The 18698-nt window shown below is 31.2% G+C and carries 15 protein-coding genes; 8 read left to right on the plus strand and 7 right to left on the minus strand.

What is annotated here, in order from left to right:
* The first annotated feature begins 262 nt into the window (after positions 1 to 262).
* Both ACIQ06_RS08495 and ACIQ06_RS08500 read left to right on the plus strand, forming a co-directional pair.
* Complete coding sequence (locus tag ACIQ06_RS08495; protein WP_396145423.1) at positions 263 to 607, plus strand: toxin-antitoxin system YwqK family antitoxin; 345 nt, start codon at positions 263 to 265, stop codon at positions 605 to 607.
* A 254-nt stretch (positions 608 to 861) separates the two neighbouring features.
* On the plus strand, positions 862 to 3405 hold the full coding sequence (locus tag ACIQ06_RS08500; RefSeq protein ID WP_396145425.1) for a zinc-dependent metalloprotease: 2544 nt from the start codon (positions 862 to 864) through the stop codon (positions 3403 to 3405).
* Positions 3406 to 3517: 112 nt separating this feature from the next.
* Here the strand turns inward: ACIQ06_RS08500 and prfB are convergent.
* Positions 3518 to 4613, minus strand: a protein-coding gene (prfB, locus tag ACIQ06_RS08505; RefSeq protein ID WP_396145427.1) for a peptide chain release factor 2 whose coding sequence is annotated in 2 segments (ribosomal slippage) — positions 3518 to 4549 and positions 4551 to 4613 — 1095 coding nt in all. Because the reading frame shifts where the segments join, the coding sequence is not laid out codon by codon here.
* 47 nt (positions 4614 to 4660) lie between these two features.
* On the opposite strand from prfB, the gene ACIQ06_RS08510 reads away from it, so the two are divergent.
* On the plus strand, positions 4661 to 5686 hold the full coding sequence (locus tag ACIQ06_RS08510; RefSeq protein ID WP_396145428.1) for a threonine aldolase family protein: 1026 nt from the start codon (positions 4661 to 4663) through the stop codon (positions 5684 to 5686).
* A 63-nt stretch (positions 5687 to 5749) separates the two neighbouring features.
* On the opposite strand, the gene ACIQ06_RS08515 is transcribed toward ACIQ06_RS08510, so the two are convergent.
* Positions 5750 to 6073 carry a YbaB/EbfC family nucleoid-associated protein gene (locus ACIQ06_RS08515; protein ID WP_298121167.1) on the minus strand — a complete coding sequence of 108 codons (324 nt, stop codon included), beginning with the start codon at positions 6071 to 6073 and terminating at the stop codon, positions 5750 to 5752.
* 151 nt (positions 6074 to 6224) lie between these two features.
* On the opposite strand from ACIQ06_RS08515, the gene ACIQ06_RS08520 reads away from it, so the two are divergent.
* Positions 6225 to 8285, plus strand: a complete 2061-nt coding sequence (locus tag ACIQ06_RS08520) for a S9 family peptidase (protein ID WP_396145430.1) — start codon at positions 6225 to 6227, stop codon at positions 8283 to 8285.
* A 70-nt stretch (positions 8286 to 8355) separates the two neighbouring features.
* Positions 8356 to 9396 carry a PLP-dependent cysteine synthase family protein gene (locus ACIQ06_RS08525; protein WP_396145431.1) on the plus strand — a complete coding sequence of 347 codons (1041 nt, stop codon included), beginning with the start codon at positions 8356 to 8358 and terminating at the stop codon, positions 9394 to 9396.
* A 51-nt stretch (positions 9397 to 9447) separates the two neighbouring features.
* Here ACIQ06_RS08525 and ACIQ06_RS08530 read toward each other — a convergent pair whose 3' ends face one another.
* The 5 genes from ACIQ06_RS08530 to ACIQ06_RS08550 form a co-directional block, all read right to left on the minus strand.
* On the minus strand, positions 9448 to 9825 hold the full coding sequence (locus ACIQ06_RS08530; protein ID WP_396145433.1) for a DUF4258 domain-containing protein: 378 nt from the start codon (positions 9823 to 9825) through the stop codon (positions 9448 to 9450).
* A 56-nt stretch (positions 9826 to 9881) separates the two neighbouring features.
* The gene (locus tag ACIQ06_RS08535; RefSeq protein WP_345094667.1) at positions 9882 to 11075 is read right to left on the minus strand and encodes an alanine dehydrogenase; all 1194 of its coding nucleotides are present in this window, start codon (positions 11073 to 11075) and stop codon (positions 9882 to 9884) included.
* A gap of 78 nt (positions 11076 to 11153) precedes the next feature.
* Entirely contained in the window at positions 11154 to 11561 is a 408-nt protein-coding gene (tsaE, locus tag ACIQ06_RS08540; protein WP_396145434.1) for a tRNA (adenosine(37)-N6)-threonylcarbamoyltransferase complex ATPase subunit type 1 TsaE, read from the minus strand.
* A 72-nt stretch (positions 11562 to 11633) separates the two neighbouring features.
* A complete protein-coding gene (locus tag ACIQ06_RS08545; RefSeq protein WP_396145436.1) occupies positions 11634 to 12296 on the minus strand; it encodes a hypothetical protein in 663 nt (220 codons plus the stop codon).
* A 49-nt stretch (positions 12297 to 12345) separates the two neighbouring features.
* Positions 12346 to 13929 (minus strand): PglZ domain-containing protein, encoded by a 1584-nt coding sequence (locus tag ACIQ06_RS08550; RefSeq protein ID WP_396145438.1) that lies wholly within the window; start codon positions 13927 to 13929, stop codon positions 12346 to 12348.
* A 233-nt stretch (positions 13930 to 14162) separates the two neighbouring features.
* Between ACIQ06_RS08550 and ACIQ06_RS08555 the strand changes: the two genes are divergently transcribed.
* From ACIQ06_RS08555 to ACIQ06_RS08565, 3 genes are all read left to right on the plus strand, one after another.
* Entirely contained in the window at positions 14163 to 16196 is a 2034-nt protein-coding gene (locus tag ACIQ06_RS08555) for a M13 family metallopeptidase (protein WP_396145440.1), read from the plus strand.
* A 65-nt stretch (positions 16197 to 16261) separates the two neighbouring features.
* A complete protein-coding gene (locus ACIQ06_RS08560) occupies positions 16262 to 16888 on the plus strand; it encodes a matrixin family metalloprotease (protein WP_396145442.1) in 627 nt (208 codons plus the stop codon).
* 72 nt (positions 16889 to 16960) lie between these two features.
* Positions 16961 to 18691 carry a DUF885 domain-containing protein gene (locus tag ACIQ06_RS08565; RefSeq protein WP_396145444.1) on the plus strand — a complete coding sequence of 577 codons (1731 nt, stop codon included), beginning with the start codon at positions 16961 to 16963 and terminating at the stop codon, positions 18689 to 18691.
* Positions 18692 to 18698: the final 7 nt, after the last annotated feature.

An 18698-nucleotide genomic window follows, 5' to 3' on the forward strand; every position in this document is an offset into this window, starting at 1 on the left:
TGCTTTAATAACATCTATAAAACTCTATAATTACAGCTAAATATACAAAAAAAAGAGCAGAAAAACTAAGTTTTCTACTCCTTAAATTATTATACTTATTACTTAAAGGACTTTTTCAGTGCCCTCTGAAATTCATCGGCTTTTTTTTGTAAGAAAAGTTAAAATTTATTTAATGTTACTAAATTGTTAAGTAAAAGTTTTTTTATTGTAAAATTAAATGTATATTTGTTATCGAAATATTAATTAAAAACCCAAACTACTTATGAAAAAGATAATTTTAATTGCGTTAATGATGGTTTCAGGTGTAATTTTTGCAAAAGGAGAACCACAATTAGAAGTTGTTGGACAATTAGTAAAAGCAACTTATTACTATGATAATGGAAATATACAACAAGTAGGTTTCTTTAAAGATGGTAAATTAGATGGACAATGGACATCCTATTCTGAAAGTGGAACTATTCAAACTATTGCTGAATATACAAATGGAGTAAAATCTGGAGTGTGGAAATATTTTGATAATTCAATTGCTACTAAAGAAGTTTCTTATTCAAATAATGCAATTGTTTCAGTTACTAATTTCAAATCAAATTTTGTTGCAGGAAACTAATACAAAATTTAAAAATAAAATAATAAGCCATCTTTTTAAGGTGGCTTTTTTAGTTTCAATAGGTATATAAAATACAAAAGCCGATCTGGAGCGATCGGCTATTGTGGTGAGGTGTAACTTCCTTTCGGAATCCTCGGTGCAAAGATAAGCTTATAATTTAAATAAATTCATAATTTTTTATTAAACTTTAATTAACTTGGAAAGTTTCAACTTTTTTCAATTTATATTTGTTTGAATTAACTAAACTAAATTTTATGATTAAAAAATCAATCCAAATTGTTTTTTGTCTACTTCTTTTGACAAATACTTCGAGTTTTTCACAAAAGAAAGACAAAAAGAAAAACGAAACTCCTACACCAACTGTTGCTACTGATGCTAAAAAGCCCGAAGCCAAAAAAGAACCAAAGCCATACAAAAAAGTTATTGACTCAACAGCTGTTACTCAAAAAGGTTTAATTGATGTACACAAAGTAGGTGATAAATTTTTATTTGAAATTTCTGAATCACTACTAGGTAAAGAAATTATGACCATAACTAGATATTCTAAAACTCCTGCTGGTGGTGGAATATTTGGAGGTGAAGAGATTAATCGTCAGGTGGTTCGCTTTGAAAAAGGAATGAACAATACTATTATCTTACGTTCAATAACTTATGTAATTACGACACCCGATGAAGATAAACCTATCACAAAATCAGTAAAAAATTCGAGTGCTGATCCAATTATTGGAATTTATGATGTTTTAGCATACAAAAAGTCTGAATCTGGTAAAGAAAACCTATCTAGTGTAATCGATATGACTACTGCTTTCGATTCGGATACTCAAATTTTTTCATTAAATCCCATTAATAAACAATTATTAAGTATACAAGCATTTCAAAAAGATAAGTCGTTTATACAGTTTGTAAAAAGTTTTCCGATAAATACGGAGATCAGAACAACAAAAACATTTACCACAGTTGCTCCTCAAATTTCAAGAACTCCAACACCAAAAATAGGTACAGATTTTCCTGCCGCTTTAGATGCTGGTGTGGTTACAATGGAAATAAATACTTCGTTTATTTTACTTCCAGAAAATCCGATGCGCAAGCGTACTTTTGATAAAAGAGTGGGCTATTTCGCTAATGGATATGATGTTTTTGAAGAGGATTCGCAAAAAGCTGACACTGACATTTTTGCTGTAAGATGGCGTTTAGAACCAAAAAATGAAGAAGATGCTCAAAAGCAAAAGCGTGGTGAATTAATTGAACCAAAAAAACCAATAGTTTATTATCTAGATCCAGCCACTCCAGATAAATGGAAACCTTTTATAAAACAAGGTATCGATGATTGGCAAGCTGCATTTGAATTTGCAGGCTGGAAAAATGCCATTCGTGGTGAATATTGGCCAGAAAATGATCCAACAATGAGTTTAGAAGATGCACGTTTTTCTGTACTACGATATTTTGCTGCTGAAATTCAAAATGCCTACGGACCAAATGTTCACGATCCAAGAACAGGTGAAATTATGGAAAGCCATATTGGATGGTACCACAACATAATGAGTTTATTACGTGATTGGTATTTGATACAAACAGCTGCTGTCGATCCAAAAGCAAGAAACAAAAAGTTTGATGATAAATTAATGGGTGAGTTAATTCGATTTGTTGCTGCTCATGAAGTTGGTCATACACTAGGATTACGTCACAATATGGGAGCAAGTAATGCCACTCCAGTTGAAATGTTGAGAAATCCTGAGTTTCAGAAGAAAAACGGACATACATCATCCATTATGGATTATGCTCGTTTCAATTACGTAGCACAGCCAGAAGATGGTGTTACCGATTTATTTCCAAGAATTGGTGATTATGACAAATGGGCTATAAAATGGGGTTATTCTTATTTTAGCGATGCAAAATCTGATGATGATGAAAAAGCATTGTTAAATGAAATGACGAAAGAAGCATACAAGAATCGTAGATTGTGGTTTGGAACTGAATCTAGTCCATTCGATCCGAGATATCAAACTGAGGATTTAGGAGATAATGCAATGAAAGCATCTGAATATGGGATTAAAAATTTAAAAAGAATCTTGCCTAATTTGCTTGAATGGAGCAAAGAAAAAGGTGAGGATTATTCTGAACTTGAAGGTTTGTACAACTCTTTGGTTGGTCAATTTCGTCGCTACATGGGTCATGTTACCAAAAATGTCGGTGGAATTTACGAGACTCCAAAAACTTATGATATGGTTGGTAATGAATATGAAGTTGTTCCATCAGCAATACAAAATGAAGCAGTTGCTTTTTTAAATGAACAAGTTTTTAAGACACCTTCTTGGTTATTGGATCAAAATATTTTAGCAAAAATTAATCCTGATAATGGTGTAGATCTTATGAAAGGAATACAGGATGGAACATTATCTAATTTATTATCTGCTGATCGAATGGTACGTTTACTTGAAACTTCTTCCTTAAGTAAAGCAAATTATTCTGTAGATGAGTTATTGACTGATTTAAAACGAGGTATTTTTTCTGAACTAAAATCAAATTCTGAAATTGATATTTACAGAAGAAATTTACAAAAAGGTTTTGTATCTAAATTAATTGATGCCATTAGTTTAGATAGAAATGTTGTCGCAAATTTTAACGGAAAAAGAATAGTTATTGCAGATACTGATGTGCCTTCAATTGCTAGAGGACATTTAATAGAACTAAGAACTCAACTAAAAGTAGCAAGTGCAACTGCAACCGATAGAATAAGTAAATTTCATATTGCTGATCTGGTAGCTAGAATTGATAAAGCACTGAATCCGAATAGGTAGTCTTTTTTATGCTCATAAACAAAAATAGCCGATCACTATAGATCGGCTATTTTAGTTTTAATTTAGAAAGAAACTGATGCAATTGCAAAGGTTGTATTTTCAACACTGAACACTATTCCTCTTTCTGTCCCATCATCATTAAATAAGCTTTCAAAAATCCGTCAATTTCGCCGTTCATTACACCATCAACATCGCTAGTTTCTTTTCCAGTGCGAACGTCTTTGACCAATTTATAAGGTTGCATTACGTAATTTCTAATTTGCGAACCCCATTCGATTTTCATTTTTCCAGCTTCAATGTCTGCTCTTTGAGCTAATTGTTTTTTTAACTCAATTTCATACAATTGTGACTTCAACATTTGCATCGCGCGATTTCTATTGTCATGTTGCGAACGCGTTTCTGAACACTGAATTTGAATTCCGGTTGGCTTGTGAACTAATTGAACTTTAGTTTCCACTTTATTGACATTTTGTCCACCAGCGCCACTTGAACGTGCTGTTGTAATCTCAATATCAGCTGGATTGATTTCAATTTCTATAGTATCATCAACCAAAGGATAAACATAAACTGATGCAAAAGAAGTATGACGTTTGGCATTACTATCAAAAGGCGAAATTCGTACCAATCGATGCACACCATTTTCACCTTTTAAATATCCAAAAGCAAAATCACCTTCAATTTCTAGCGTCACGGTTTTAATTCCGGCAACATCACCTTCTTGAAAGTTTAATTCTTTTACTTTATACTTCTGTTTTTCAGCCCACATTAAATACATTCGCATTAACATTGAAGCCCAATCACAACTTTCAGTTCCACCAGCACCGGCAGTGATTTGCAATACAGCACTCAAATTATCACCTTCATCAGAAAGCATGTTTCTGAATTCGATATCTTCCAATAAATTATTGGTTAAATCATATTGTGTATCTAGTTCTTCTTCAGTGGCATCACCTTCTTTATAAAAGTCATAAGTCATTTGAAGTTCTTCGGCAAGCGAATTTGCTTTTTCAAAATCTTCCACCCATTTTTTCTTAGAACGTAGGTTTCTTACAATCAGTTCTGCTTCTTTGGCATTGTTCCAAAAGTCTGGCGCAAAGGTCTTTTCCTCTTCGTTGGTTATCTCGATAAGCTTGGCATCAATGTCAAAGATACCTCCTCAACGCACCAAGACGTTCTACAATACCTTTAATTTGTTCGGTATTTGTCATAAATAATGTAATTTTGTAATCGCAAATGTAATGCATCAGAAATTGATATGGAAATAAATTTAGTTAGTGACACTGTAACCAAACCTAGCAACGAAATGTTGCAGTTTATGTTTAACGCCAAAGTAGGTGATGATGTTTACAAGCAAGATCCAACAGTAAATGAATTAGAATCTGCTGTTGCTCAGTTGTTTGGAATGGAAGCAGCTTTGTTTTTTCCAAGTGGAACTATGGCTAATCAAACAGCAATCAAGCTTCATACGCAACCTGGTGAACAAGTAATTTGCGATAAATATTCTCATATTTATCATTATGAAGGCGGTGGTGCTTCATTTAATAGTGGTGTTTCTTGTTGTTTGGTTGATGGAAAACGAGGAATGATTACCGCTGATTTAGTAAAAATCGCTATAAATGATCCTGAATTTTATCACGCACCTTTGACTACTTTAGTAAGTATTGAAAACACAACAAACAAAGGTGGAGGCGCTTGTTATGATTTGGCTGAATTAAGAAAAATAAAACAAGTTTGCACAGAGAATAATTTAAAATATCATTTGGATGGTGCTCGATTGTGGAATGCCATGGTAGCCAAAAAACAACATCCAAAACAATTTGGCGAATTATTCGATACAATTTCGGTTTGTTTGTCTAAAGGACTTGGAGCTCCAATTGGTTCCTTACTATTAGGAACCAAAGCCGATATGAAACGTGCGCTTCGAATTAGAAAAATATTTGGTGGCGGTATGCGTCAATCAGGATATTTAGCTGCAGCCGGAATGTATGCTTTGCAACACAACATGCTTCGATTGGAAGATGATCATAGACGTGCTAAAGAATTAGGTGAATTATTAAGTTCACTTCCATGGGTTGAAAAAGTAGAGCCTATTGAAACTAATATCTTAATTTTTTCAGTAAGACCATCATTGGAAGATAAATGGGTTATTGAAAAATTAAAACAAAAAAACATCCACATTAGTTCTATGGGACAAGGAAAACTTCGTATCGTAACCCATTTAGATTACAAAGAAGTTATGCATAGTTATGTGATGGAAGCACTCTCAAAAATTCAATTTTAAAAATTCCAAATTCCAATCTTTAATTATCAAAAATTGGAATTTGGAATTTAATTTTTGGAATTTTTACTTAAACATATCCATTCCAGGAATATTTGGCATTCCATCTTTGGCAACAGCTCCTAATTCAGCTTCGTTAACGTTAGTTGCCTTTTCTATAGCTTTATTTAAAGTAAGAATCAAGTAATCTTCAAGTTGTTCTTTGTCTTGCAACAAACTTTCATCAATTTCAATCGATTTTATTTTTCTGTTCGCATTTAAAGTTACTTTTAACAAGCCGTCATTGCTTTGTTCGTCTACTAAAACAGTGTCTAATCTTTTTTTAGTTTCTTCAATTTTTTGTTGGGTTTCTTTTAGTTTACCCATCATTCCCATTATATCTCCAAACATAATTTTAAGTATTTAGTTTCGCAAAATTAGGAATTTCATCGGAGCAAGTCAATATCATTTTATGTTAATATCAATGTCAATAACAATCTTAGCAGTTAGCATTTATTAAAGAATAGTTTGCAATACATTTGCTTTGAATTTTAATACAATTATGAGTACAAAAATACAACCACCAATTGCTAAAATTATTCCTCATGAACTTGAAAAACATGGTCATGTTAGAATTGATAATTATTATTGGTTAAATGATAGAGAAAACCCAGAAGTTATTGATTATTTGAATAAAGAAAACGACTATTACAATCAATCAACGGCACATACCAAAGATTTTCAAAAAGATTTATTTGAAGAAATGAAAGCAAGAATTAAGGAAGATGATTCGTCGGTTCCTTATTTTTACAATGGCTATTATTACATAACTAGATTTGAAAAAGGTAAGGATTACCCAATTCATTCTCGAAAAAAAGGTTCGTTAGATGCCAAGGAAGAAATAATGTTTGATTGCAACGAAATGGCAAAAGGGCATTCTTATTTTAACTTAAACGGAATTAGTATAAGTGAAGATAATCAATGGGTTTCTTTTGGACTTGATACCGTTTCAAGACGTCAATATACCATTCAAATTAAGAATTTAGAAACTAACGAAATTCTTCCTCTCAAAATTGAAAATACTACAGGAGGCGCAACTTGGGCAAGTGATAATAAAACTTTGTTTTACTCAAGAAAAGATGAAATTACACTTCGTCCTGATAGAATTTACAAACATAAATTAGGTTCAAATCCATCAGAAGATGTTGTAGTTTATTTCGAAGAAGATGACACTTTTAATGTTTCTATTTACAAATCAAAGTCTAAAAAATATTTGATTATTTCTTCTGAAAGTACTTTAACTTCTGAATTTCAAATTCTTTTATCATCAACACCTGATAAACAATTTAAAGTTTTTCAAAAACGTACTCGTGAGTTAGAATATTCTATTTCACATTATGAAGATAGTTTTTATATAGTTACCAATAAAGATGATGCAACCAATTTTAAAGTGATGAAAACTCCTGAAGATAAAACTTCAAAGGAAAATTGGGTAGATTTAATTCCGCACAGAGAAGAGGTTTTATTGGAAGGCATTGATATTTTTAAAGACTATTTGGTTGTTTCTGAACGTTTTGATGGGTTGAATAAAATTCGAATTATGCCTTGGAGTGGAGAAGGAGAATATTATTTGCCTTTTGAACTCGAAACATATACAGCTTACACCACAACTAATATAGATTTTGATACTGAAATCCTACGTTACGGTTATCAATCTATGGCAATTCCGTCATCGGTGATTGATTTTAACATGCGTACTAAAGAGAAAACTATCTTGAAAGAGCAAGAAGTTCTTGGAGGAAAATTTGATAAAAACAATTACATAGAAGAACGTATTTGGGCAACAGCTCAAGACGGAACCAAAATTCCAATGTCTATGGTTTATAGAAAAGGAATGGTGTTGAATGGTAAAAATCCGTTTCTTTTGTATGCTTATGGTTCTTATGGAATGACAATGGAGCCTTATTTTTCTACAACGCGATTAAGTTTATTGGATAGAGGATTTATCTATGCAATTGCTCATATTCGTGGTGGTGAAGACATGGGAAGAATGTGGTATGAAGATGGAAAATTATTAAAAAAGAAAAATACTTTTACCGATTTTATTGATTGTTCCAAACATGTAATTGCTGAAAAATATACTTCTGAAGAACATTTATATGCTGAAGGTGGTTCAGCTGGAGGATTATTAATGGGTGCGATTATCAACATGAATCCCGAATTATACAATGGAGTTATTGCTCAAGTGCCATTTGTTGATGTTGTAACAACGATGCTTGATGATACTATTCCATTAACAACAGGAGAATATGATGAATGGGGTAATCCAAATGTTAAAAAATATTTTGATTATATGTTATCTTATTCGCCTTATGATAATGTGAAAGAGCAAGATTATCCAAATTTATATATTTCTACCGGTTTGCATGATTCTCAGGTACAATATTGGGAACCAGCTAAATGGGTGGCTAAATTGAGAGTTTTAAAAACCAATTCTAAACAATTATTTATGGATACAAATATGGATGCAGGACATGGAGGAGCATCGGGAAGATTTGAATCTCTTAAAGAAGTTGCCAAAGAATTCAGTTTTTTGTTAGATTTAGAAAAAATTAAAAATTAATTTATTAAATTTGCAAGGTTTTGTGGCAAGCTAATTTTAAAAATTTTGCCTCGACACTAATTTTTTATTTATGAAAGAAGAAATAAAAGCCTATAACAATGTTTTGGAATTAATAGGAAATACACCTCTTATTAAGCTGAACAAAGTAACCGAAAATTTAGAAGGAAACTTCTATGCTAAGGTTGAAGCCTTCAATCCAGGACATTCTTCAAAAGACAGAATTGCATTATATATTATCGAAGAAGCCGAGAGAAAAGGAATTTTAACTCCTGGCGATACAATTATTGAAACTACCTCAGGTAATACTGGTTTTAGTATTGCGATGGTAAGTATTATTAAAGGATACAACTGTATTTTAGCAGTAAGTTCAAAATCATCAAAAGACAAAATCGATATGCTTCGTAGTTTAGGAGCAAAAGTTTATGTTTGTCCTGCACATGTTTCTGCTGATGATGAGCGTTCTTATTACAACGTTGCAAAACGTTTGCACGAAGAAACTAAAGGTTCTGTTTATATCAATCAATATTTTAATCAATTGAATATTGATGCACATTATATGACTACAGGTCCAGAAATTTGGGAACAAACTTCAGGAAAAATAACACATCTTGTTGCTTGTAGTGGAACAGGAGGAACTATTTCAGGAATTGCAAAATTTTTAAAAGAAAAAAATCCAAACGTTAGAATTTTAGGAGTTGATGCTTTTGGTTCGGTTTTGAAAAAATACCATGAAACTAAAGAATTTGATAATGATGAGATTTATCCATACAGAATTGAAGGTTTAGGAAAAAATTTAATTCCAACCGCTACCGATTTTGAATCTATTGATAAATTCATGAAAGTTACTGACGAAGAAAGTGCTCATACGACAAGAGAAATTGCTAAAACAGAAGGTTTATTTGTAGGATATACTTCTGGAGCTGCTTTACAAGCGGTAAAACAATTTGCTGAAGAAGGTGAATTTACTTCTGAAAGTAATGTAGTTGTAATTTTTCCAGATCACGGTTCAAGATATATGAGTAAAGTATTTAGTGATGATTGGATGAATGAGCAAGGTTTTTTTGACAGTGTTAATGTTGAAGAAGCTCAAAAAATTGAATTTATTAAATAATAGATTTACTTCATACATAAAAAAAACTCCGATAATTTATCGGAGTTTTTTTTATTTCTTTCTAATAATATCTTCTAAAACGGCTTTACTAGGATAATTAATTACTCTCAAAGTAATTGTATCATTCTTTGTTGTTTTTCCTTCAATTATATATAACTTCCCTTTTTGATAAACAATATTGCTTTTATCAAAATCTACATCACCATAGGTAAGTGTATTTTTTATATCAATGGTATCAATCCAATCTTCTGAAAGTTTTCTTGAAGCTTCTATACTATAATTGAAAGGTTTATTTCTTAAATCATTTAAAACGCGTGCATTTGGAAAATAATTACAACGCGTATCTTTACCAGATAAAACAAGGGCCACAACAAATGCACCCATAACCAAACCTACAAGATAATAAGCTAATCTTTGATAAAATTTCATTATTAATTTTTTTGCAAATGTAAACTAAACAAAATTATTTTGGAAGGAATACTAATTTAAAAAACTATTAAATTTATATCACTGTCAGGAAGATTAAACCAGTCTCCAATAGCTTTGTTTGTTAAAATACCGTGGTATAAATAAATACCGTTTTTCAGTCCTTTATTGCATCTTATAGCGCTTTCTATTCCACCATCTTCAGCTATTTGAAGGAGATAAGGAGTAATAATGTTACTAATAGAAAGTGACGCTGTTTTAGAATATCTTGACGGAATATTAGGAACACAATAGTGAATAACATTACTCTTAATAAAGGTTGGCTTTTCATGAGTAGTGATTTCTGAAGTTTCAAAACAACCTCCAGTATCAATACTTACATCAACAATTACAGCGCCTTTTTTCATGTGCTCAACCATTGTTTCTGTAACCACTACAGGACAACGATCTTTACCTCTCATGGCTCCAATAGCAACATCACAACGACGTAATGCTTTCAATAATGATTTTGGCTGAATCGTAGAGGTAAAAACTCGGTGATTCAAATTATTTTGAAGTCGTCTTAGTTTAGTGATTGAATTATCAAATACTTTTACACTTGCTCCAAGTCCAATAGCTGTTTTTGCAGCAAATTCACCAACTGTTCCAGCACCAAGTATGACAACATCAGTAGGAGGAACGCCGGTTATATTTCCAAATAATAATCCTTTTCCAAATTGATTGTTTATCATTAATTCAGCTGCGATAAGAACCGAAGCAGTTCCTGCAATTTCACTCAATGATTTAACAGCAGGATAAGAACCGTCTTCATCTTTTATGTATTCAAATGCTAATGCAGTAATTTTCTTTTTGGTAAGTGCTTCAAAATATTCTTTCTTTCTGGTTTTTAATTGAATTGCTGAAATGATTAAAGAATTTGGATTCATCAATTCAATTTCCGCCATAGTAGGTGGCTCAACCTTTAAAAGCATCGGACAAGAAAGCACCTTTTTAGTGTCATTTGTAATTTCAGCACCAGCATCACTATATTCTTTATCGGTGTAGCTTGAGCTTTCACCTGCACCAGCTTCCATCATTACGCGATGTCCGTGTGAAGTTAATGAATTTACTGCATCAGGGGTTAAACAAATGCGTCGCTCTTGATAACTTGTCTCTTTTGGAATACCAATAAACAATTCGCTTTTGTGACGAGCAATTTCTAATTTTTCTTCTTGAGGAAGAAGTTGTTGTTTTGTAAAAGGTGTAAGTGACATAGTTACAAATGAATTATGGCACAAGTTACAAAAAATTAAATAGTAATTACAATAGCAATTTCAATTTAGCTGTCTATTCTATGTTAAAGTTAAATGTCTTCTTCCGTCTGGAAGCATCACGATTTTTATTTTAGAATGTTCCTCAGGAATTAAATTTGGAATATTTTCTGCCCATTCGATGAAACACCAATTTCCAGAATAAAGATATTCATCAATACCCATATCTAATGCTTCAGTTTCATTTTTCAGTCGATAAACATCAAAATGATAAATATATTGATTATTAGATATTTGATACTCATTAACTAAAGAAAAGGTTGGACTACTTGTAGCGTCATTCACACCTAAATTTTTAGCTAAAGATTTTATTAAAGTTGTCTTTCCAACGCCCATTAATCCATTAAAAAGAATAACTTTTTCGGGATTTTCTGAAATGATTTTTTGTGCAACAGCATCGATTTCATCTAAAGTGAAAATTATTTCCATTGTTGTTTTAGATTTTAGTTATCAGTTTTTTTATGTGAATCTTACGTCACTCAGTTTGTAATAATTTTTATTTTAAAGTATCAACTTTAAATTTATTTTTTTTACGATGCTTTTATTTTTATTGGACATATAGTAAAGAACTAAATTATCTTTTGCAAAAATTAAGGAGTCCATTTGTCCATTATTCAATAAAATAGCGTCAGAAATGTTAACGCTTAATTCTTTACTGTTCGTGAAGTTATGAATAATCAATTTTTCAAACTCTTCATTTTTGATGTGCGCAATAAAGTTGGAATTGTTTTTTACTTTTTGGACGTAAGAATATTGCTCAATTGGTCTATTTTTATCTGTAAATACAAAAACTCTTGAATAACATGGTCCACCACATGGAAATCCAACTTCAGTATATAAATTATTACATTCATGAATTTGCGACATTTTAGGTCGTGTATCAATAATTTTAGTAAACTTACTATTTCCTTTTTTCGATATTATTGTCAATTTATAAGCATCTGAATTTCGATTGGGAATTTCTTCAAGTACTGAAATAAACTTATTATTTTCACAATTATAAATACTTTCTAAATACTCATTATCACTCTCAATTTTATTCGTTTTCGTAGATTCTTTTAAACTTTTTTCTTTCCTTAATGTTGGTACATTACTTTTCTCTTTATTTGTATCTTTTTGACAACCTAGAAATATAAATAAGAAAAATATAAAATATTTTTTCATTCTAAGTTTTTTTTAAAATTATTGCTAACACTGAATACTGCCAACTATTTTATCTCGGATTGAAAACTAAAAAGGGAACAATAACTTCTTCTAGAGAAATTCCACCATGTTGATAGGTATTTCTGTAATAACTTACATAATGGTTATAATTGTTTACATAAGCCAAAAAGTTATCATTCTTTGCAAAAATATAAGAACTACTCATATTTATTGCTGGTAAGCCAATTTTTTTTGGGTCCTTTATAGCGTAAACATCCTTATCTTCATAAGTTAAACTTCGTCCTGTTTTGTATCTTAAGTTTAAACTTGTATTCTTATCACCAATCACTTTAGATGGATTTTTTACATTTATAGTTCCGTGATCTGTTGTGATTATTAATTTAAATCCAAGTTTTTGACCTTGTTGAATTATATCTAACAATGGCGAGTTTTTAAACCAACTCAATGTCAATGAACGGTAGGCTTTATCATCTGATGCTAATTCCTTTACAACATCCATTTCTGTTTTAGCATGAGAGAGCATATCAACAAAATTGTATACAACAGTAACTAAATTATTGTCTTTTAGGGCTCTAAAATTATCTGCTAATTTTTTACCTCCAGCCAAATTTGTGATTTTGAAATAATCTTGTTTTATATTTAATCCCAAACGTTTTAAATGTGCTGTTAAAAATTCTGCTTCATATAAGTTTTTACCACCTTCTTCAACATCATTCTTCCAATATTGAGGAAACTGCTTTTCCATTTCTAATGGAGTCAATCCAGAAAATATAGCATTTCTAGCATATTGTGTTGCCGTTGGAAGTATAGCAAAATATGGCGTTTCTTTCTCTAATTTGTAATAATTATTAATGGTACTTTCCATAGCTTTCCATTGATCATAACGTAAATTGTCTATTACAATGAAAAGTACTGGTTTAGCTTTGCTCAGTTCGGCTCCGCCTCGGGTGTCTTTTTTTACTAATTCGGGCACAACTAATTCTCTAAATAGAGTATGAGATTGAATAGGTTTATCAGCTTTAGGACTGAACCAATCTTCATAGTTTCTTTCAATAAACTTTCCAAATTGTGAATTGGCTTCTACTTTTTGTGATTCTAAAATTGTAATCAAATTAGAATCTTCAATATTTTCTAATTCTAATTCCCAAAAGATTAACTTTTTGTATAGCTCAATCCAATCTTCATAGGAATTTACCATAGAAAGTTCTAAAGCGATTTTTCTAAATTCCTTTTGATAATCTAAAGTTGTTTTTTCTGAAATCAATCTAGAATGATCTAAATTCTTTTTCAAACTCAATAAAATCTGATTCGGATTTACTGGTTTGATAAGATAATCGGCAATTTTAGAACCAATTGCTTCTTCCATGATATACTCTTCTTCGCTTTTTGTAATCATTATTACTGGCGTAGAAGATTTCTTCTCTTTAATTTCAGATAGCGTTTCTAATCCGCTCATTCCCGGCATATTTTCATCTAAAAAAACTACATCAAAATTGTTTTCAGCAAAAATATCTACTGCGTCACGACCATTATTACAAGTAGTTACTTCATAATTTTTCTTCTCTAAAAAAAGGATGTGTGGTTTTAACAAATCAATCTCGTCATCCACCCAAAGTATTTTGATTTTATCCATAATGGTATTTAATTTGGTGCAATTTACTATTTATAGAACGAACGATGTATTAAAATTATTGTAAAAAAAATAGTAATAAATAGCAATAAGTATATTGAAAGATAAAAATGATTAAATTTGAATTTTAAAATATTTTATATGAAATCGCTACTAAAAAAGAGTTTGTTGCAAACAAATACCAATAAGTAAAGGCGATAACATATATGACCGCTAACAAATCAAAATTTACATATATGAAATTATTACAACGTTTATCACTTATAACTTTGGCGACAGTAACAATTGTAAGTTGTAACAAGAAAGAAACCGCTTTTGTTGATCCTTTATTAACTAATAGAGATACAACCATCAATCCATCAGATGATTTTTTTAATTATGCTAATGGAGGTTGGTTTAAAAAACATCCTATTCCATCCTCTGAGAGAAGTAATGGTATTTTTAGAATGATTCAGGACACCATCAACAATCAAATAAAATCTATTTGTGAAACTTCTTCTGAAGCTGGTGCTGAAAAAGGTAGTAACAAACAAAAAATAGGCGATTTTTATGCTTCTGGAATGGATTCTACAACAATAAATAAATTAGGAATAAATCCTTTAAAAGACGAATTTTCTAAAATTGATGCCATTAAAGATGTTCCAAGTTTGTTGAAAGAAATTGGTCATTTGCATACTATTGGTTCTGGAGCTGGTTTCGGTTTTTATGTAGGACAAGATGATAAAAATAGTGCTAAAAATGCTATTTTCCTTCAACAAGGCGGTTTAGGTTTAGGACAAAGAGATTATTATTTTAACACCGATGAAGAAACAGTAACTATTCGAAAGGAATACGTAATGCATATTGAAAAAATGATGCAATTAATTGGTGTAAAAAACGATGTCGCAATTAAAAACGCGGCATCAGTTATGAAACTTGAAACGGAATTAGCTAAGGCATCACGAAAGTTAGAAGTACTACGTGATCCAATTAAGAATTATAATAAAATGAGCGTGGCGCAATTAAATGCAATAACGACTAATATAGATTGGAATGCTTCATTGAAAGACTTCGGAATTGCAAAAGCCGATACAATAATTGTTGGTCAACCTGAATTTTATAAAGCTTTTAATGGGATGCTAAAATCATATCCTATTGCCGATTGGAAAACCTATCTAAAATGGGATTTGGTTAATACCTATGCGTCTTATTTAAACAAAGAAATTGAAGATCAAAATTTCAAATTTTATTCTACCGTTTTGAGTGGAATTAAAGCACAAAAACCACGATGGAAGCGCATTGTTGAACAAACTGATGGTGCTTTAGGTGAGCTAATCGGTCAAGTTTATGTTGATGAATATTTACCGAAAGGAACAAAAGAAAAACTTCTTGAAATTGGTAATAACATTCGCGATGTCTATGCTGTTAGAATCAAAAATCTTGATTGGATGAGCGAACCAACTAAGAAAAAAGCTTTAGATAAATTGAGCAAAATTGTTATGAAAGTTGGTTATCCTGATAAATGGAAAGATTTGAGTTCGGTAACAATTGAACGAAATGAGTATCTAAAAAACATTATGGCTGTCAACAAATGGTCTTATAATTATATGATAAATAAATATGGTAAACCAGTTGATCGAACTGAATGGGGAATGTATCCACAAACCTATAATGCTTATTACAATCCAAGTAATAATGAAATTTGTGTTCCAGCATGTAATATCATTGTTCCAGGATTTGAAGGAAGAATGCCTGATGACGCTATTTTATATGGAATTATTGGTGGTTCTACCTTTGGTCACGAAATTACACATGGTTTTGATGACCAAGGAAGTCAGTACGATGACAAAGGAAATTTAAACAATTGGTGGACCGCTGAAGATTTGAAGAAGTTCAAACAAAAAACAGCGTTAATTGTTGCTCAGTATAGCAAATTCAAAGTAGGCGATAAGAATGTAAACGGAGACGCTACACAAGGAGAAAACATAGCTGATTTAGGTGGAGTAGTGATGGGATATGAAGCTTTCAAAAAAACAAAGCAATTTAAAACTAACGAAAAAATTAGTGGTTTAACACCAGACCAACGTTATTTCTTAGCCTATGGTTATGCTTGGATGGTTAATGGAACCAAAGAATATTTATCGCAACAAGTAATGACTGATGTACATTCGCCAGCAAAATATCGAATTAATGGTCCGTTGGCCAATGTTCCTGAGTTTCATAAGGCATTTAATATAAAACCAGGCAGCACAATGTATCAACCTGATTCCTTAAGGGTTATTATTTGGTAAAAATTAAAAGAAATTAGTAAAAGAAAAGGCACAATTATTGTGTCTTTTTTTGTTTAAAATTCAAAATGAAATTTGTTATCTTCTTATTGTTAGTAACGCTTTTTTCTTGTTCAAAATCAGATAAAATTACAGCCAATAAAGTTGTTGGTATTCAAATTTATGATGGATTTCCGAAAGAAAAAGCTAAAGTTATAGCTCAAGAAATATTCAAATTTTATAAAATTAAAACAATTGTTTTATCAGAAATTCAGTTGCCCAAACGAGCATATGTCACAATTAAATCACCAAGATATAGAGCTGATAGCCTAATCGCAATTCAAAACAGAACTATAATTGATAGTTTAGATTTCGTTTTAGGAGTAACGGACAAAGACATTTCAATTACCAAACATAATAAGCAAGGAAAAATTAAAGAACCCAAATGGAAATACAACGATTTTGGAGTTATGGGATTAGCGTATTGTCCTGGAAAAAGCGCCATTATTTCGTCATTTCGACTAAAAAATAAAGACAAAAAACTTGAATTGACAAGACTTAAAAAAGTTGCTATTCACGAGTTTGGTCACAACTTGGGCTTATCTCATTGTTTAAACAAACGTTGTGTTATGACCAGTGCTTCAGAAAAAATTAGTACCATTGATAACGAAAAAATGCAATTGTGTGAGAAATGCAAAACACAATTGAAAATTTAAAGTAGGCTCATAATTTAAAATGTGTTTTAAATAATACTTGAAAATTGTATATTAGCATATTAAATTATTTTTATGAAAAAAAGTATTGTTGCTTTAAGTCTTGTTTTACTGATGGCATCTTGTAAAAAAGAAGAACACGTTAAAACAGATTCAGAATTTGAAAATTATAAAAAAACCTTTGTAGACCATCTTTGGAAAATGAATCCAGGTTGGGCTTCTAGTGTAGGTTTTCATAAATATGATTGTGTTTTGGTTATTCCAAATGCTGATTATTCTAAGAAATTGGTAGATTTTGCTAAAGCCAATTTAGATTCGTTAAATAATTACTCTGTAGACAAATTGTCCGATAATAATAAAACGGATTTCTATATGATTAAAAATTATGCTGAAAGTTCTATTTTTTCAATAAACGAACTAAAATCTGATACATGGAATCCTTCTGATTATAATGTATGTGGTGCTTTCGCAGAAATATTAAATGGAAATTACGACACTTTAGAAACTCGATTGAAAAATTTCGGAACTAAAATGAACAATATTCCGGCTTATTATGAAGCTGCAAAAAAGAATATTAAAAATCCAACAATTGAGCATACACAATTGGCTATTGATCAAAATTTAGGTGGTATTTCAGTATTTGAATCCGATTTAAAAGCATCATTAGATAAAAGCCAATTAACTGAAACAGAAAAATCGGCTATTTTAATTAAAGCTAAAAAATCAGTTGAAGCTATTAAAAGTTACGTTGCTTGGTTGCAAAAACTAGAGCACAAAACACCAAGATCATTTCGATTAGGAAAAGAATTGTATGCTAAAAAATTTGATTTTGATATTCAATCAAGTTATTCAGCCGACGAAATTTATCAAAAAGCAATCAATCACAAGAAAGATTTACACGAAAAAATGTATGTTTTAGCCGATAAATTATGGTCAAAATATTTAGGTTCAGCTCCCAAACCATCTGATAAACTGCAAGTTATTCGTCAAGTTATTGATAAAATATCATTGCAACATACAACGCCAGAAAAATTTCAATCGGAAATCGAAAAGCAAATTCCAGAGCTTACGGCTTATGTAAAAGCTAAAAACTTACTGTATATTGATCCATCAAAACCTTTAGTGGTAAGAAAAGAACCTGATTATATGGCTGGTGTTGCTGGCGCATCTATTTCTTCGCCTGGACCATATGACAAAAATGCTAATACGTATTACAACGTAGGAAGTATGTCAGGTTGGGACACAGAACGTTCTGAAAGTTATTTGCGAGAATACAACGATTATATATTACAAATTTTAAACATTCACGAAGCCGTTCCTGGTCATTACACCCAATTGGTTTACAGCAATCAATCGCCAAGTATTATCAAATCTATTTTAGGAAATGGCGCAATGGTTGAAGGTTGGGCCGTTTATACCGAACGAATGATGTTGGAAAGTGGCTACAAAAACTCCGACGAAATGTGGTTGATGTATTACAAATGGAACTTACGAACTACTTGTAATACGATTTTAGATTATAGCGTTCACACCAAAAACATGTCGAAAGAAGAAGCAATAAGTTTGTTAACCAATGAAGCCTTTCAGCAACAAGCTGAAGCCGATGGCAAATGGAAGAGAGCTACTTTATCGCAGGTGCAATTGTGTTCTTATTTTACAGGTTACACCGAGATTTATGACTTTAGAGAAACCTTAAAAAAGGATGAAGGCGACCAATTTGATTTAAAGAAATTTCATGAAAAATTCTTAAGTTATGGCAGTGCACCAGTAAAATATATCAAAGAATTGATGCTGGATAAAAAGTAATAAAAAA

The sequence above is a fragment of the Flavobacterium sp. genome, from assembly GCF_044341265.1.
Lineage (GTDB): Bacteria > Bacteroidota > Bacteroidia > Flavobacteriales > Flavobacteriaceae > Flavobacterium.

Bases quoted from the DNA above. Each gene is read 5' to 3' on its own strand.
- ACIQ06_RS08495 (WP_396145423.1), top strand. From the start codon at position 263: ATGAAAAAGATAATTTTAATTGCGTTAATGATGGTTTCAGGTGTAATT.
- ACIQ06_RS08500 (WP_396145425.1), top strand. From the start codon at position 862: ATGATTAAAAAATCAATCCAAATTGTTTTTTGTCTACTTCTTTTGACA.
- ACIQ06_RS08510 (WP_396145428.1), top strand. From the start codon at position 4,661: ATGGAAATAAATTTAGTTAGTGACACTGTAACCAAACCTAGCAACGAA.
- ACIQ06_RS08515 (WP_298121167.1), bottom strand. From the start codon at position 6,073: ATGTTTGGAGATATAATGGGAATGATGGGTAAACTAAAAGAAACCCAA.
- ACIQ06_RS08520 (WP_396145430.1), top strand. From the start codon at position 6,225: ATGAGTACAAAAATACAACCACCAATTGCTAAAATTATTCCTCATGAA.
- ACIQ06_RS08525 (WP_396145431.1), top strand. From the start codon at position 8,356: ATGAAAGAAGAAATAAAAGCCTATAACAATGTTTTGGAATTAATAGGA.
- ACIQ06_RS08530 (WP_396145433.1), bottom strand. From the start codon at position 9,825: ATGAAATTTTATCAAAGATTAGCTTATTATCTTGTAGGTTTGGTTATG.
- ACIQ06_RS08535 (WP_345094667.1), bottom strand. From the start codon at position 11,075: ATGTCACTTACACCTTTTACAAAACAACAACTTCTTCCTCAAGAAGAA.
- tsaE (WP_396145434.1), bottom strand. From the start codon at position 11,561: ATGGAAATAATTTTCACTTTAGATGAAATCGATGCTGTTGCACAAAAA.
- ACIQ06_RS08545 (WP_396145436.1), bottom strand. From the start codon at position 12,296: ATGAAAAAATATTTTATATTTTTCTTATTTATATTTCTAGGTTGTCAA.
- ACIQ06_RS08550 (WP_396145438.1), bottom strand. From the start codon at position 13,929: ATGGATAAAATCAAAATACTTTGGGTGGATGACGAGATTGATTTGTTA.
- ACIQ06_RS08555 (WP_396145440.1), top strand. From the start codon at position 14,163: ATGAAATTATTACAACGTTTATCACTTATAACTTTGGCGACAGTAACA.
- ACIQ06_RS08560 (WP_396145442.1), top strand. From the start codon at position 16,262: ATGAAATTTGTTATCTTCTTATTGTTAGTAACGCTTTTTTCTTGTTCA.
- ACIQ06_RS08565 (WP_396145444.1), top strand. From the start codon at position 16,961: ATGAAAAAAAGTATTGTTGCTTTAAGTCTTGTTTTACTGATGGCATCT.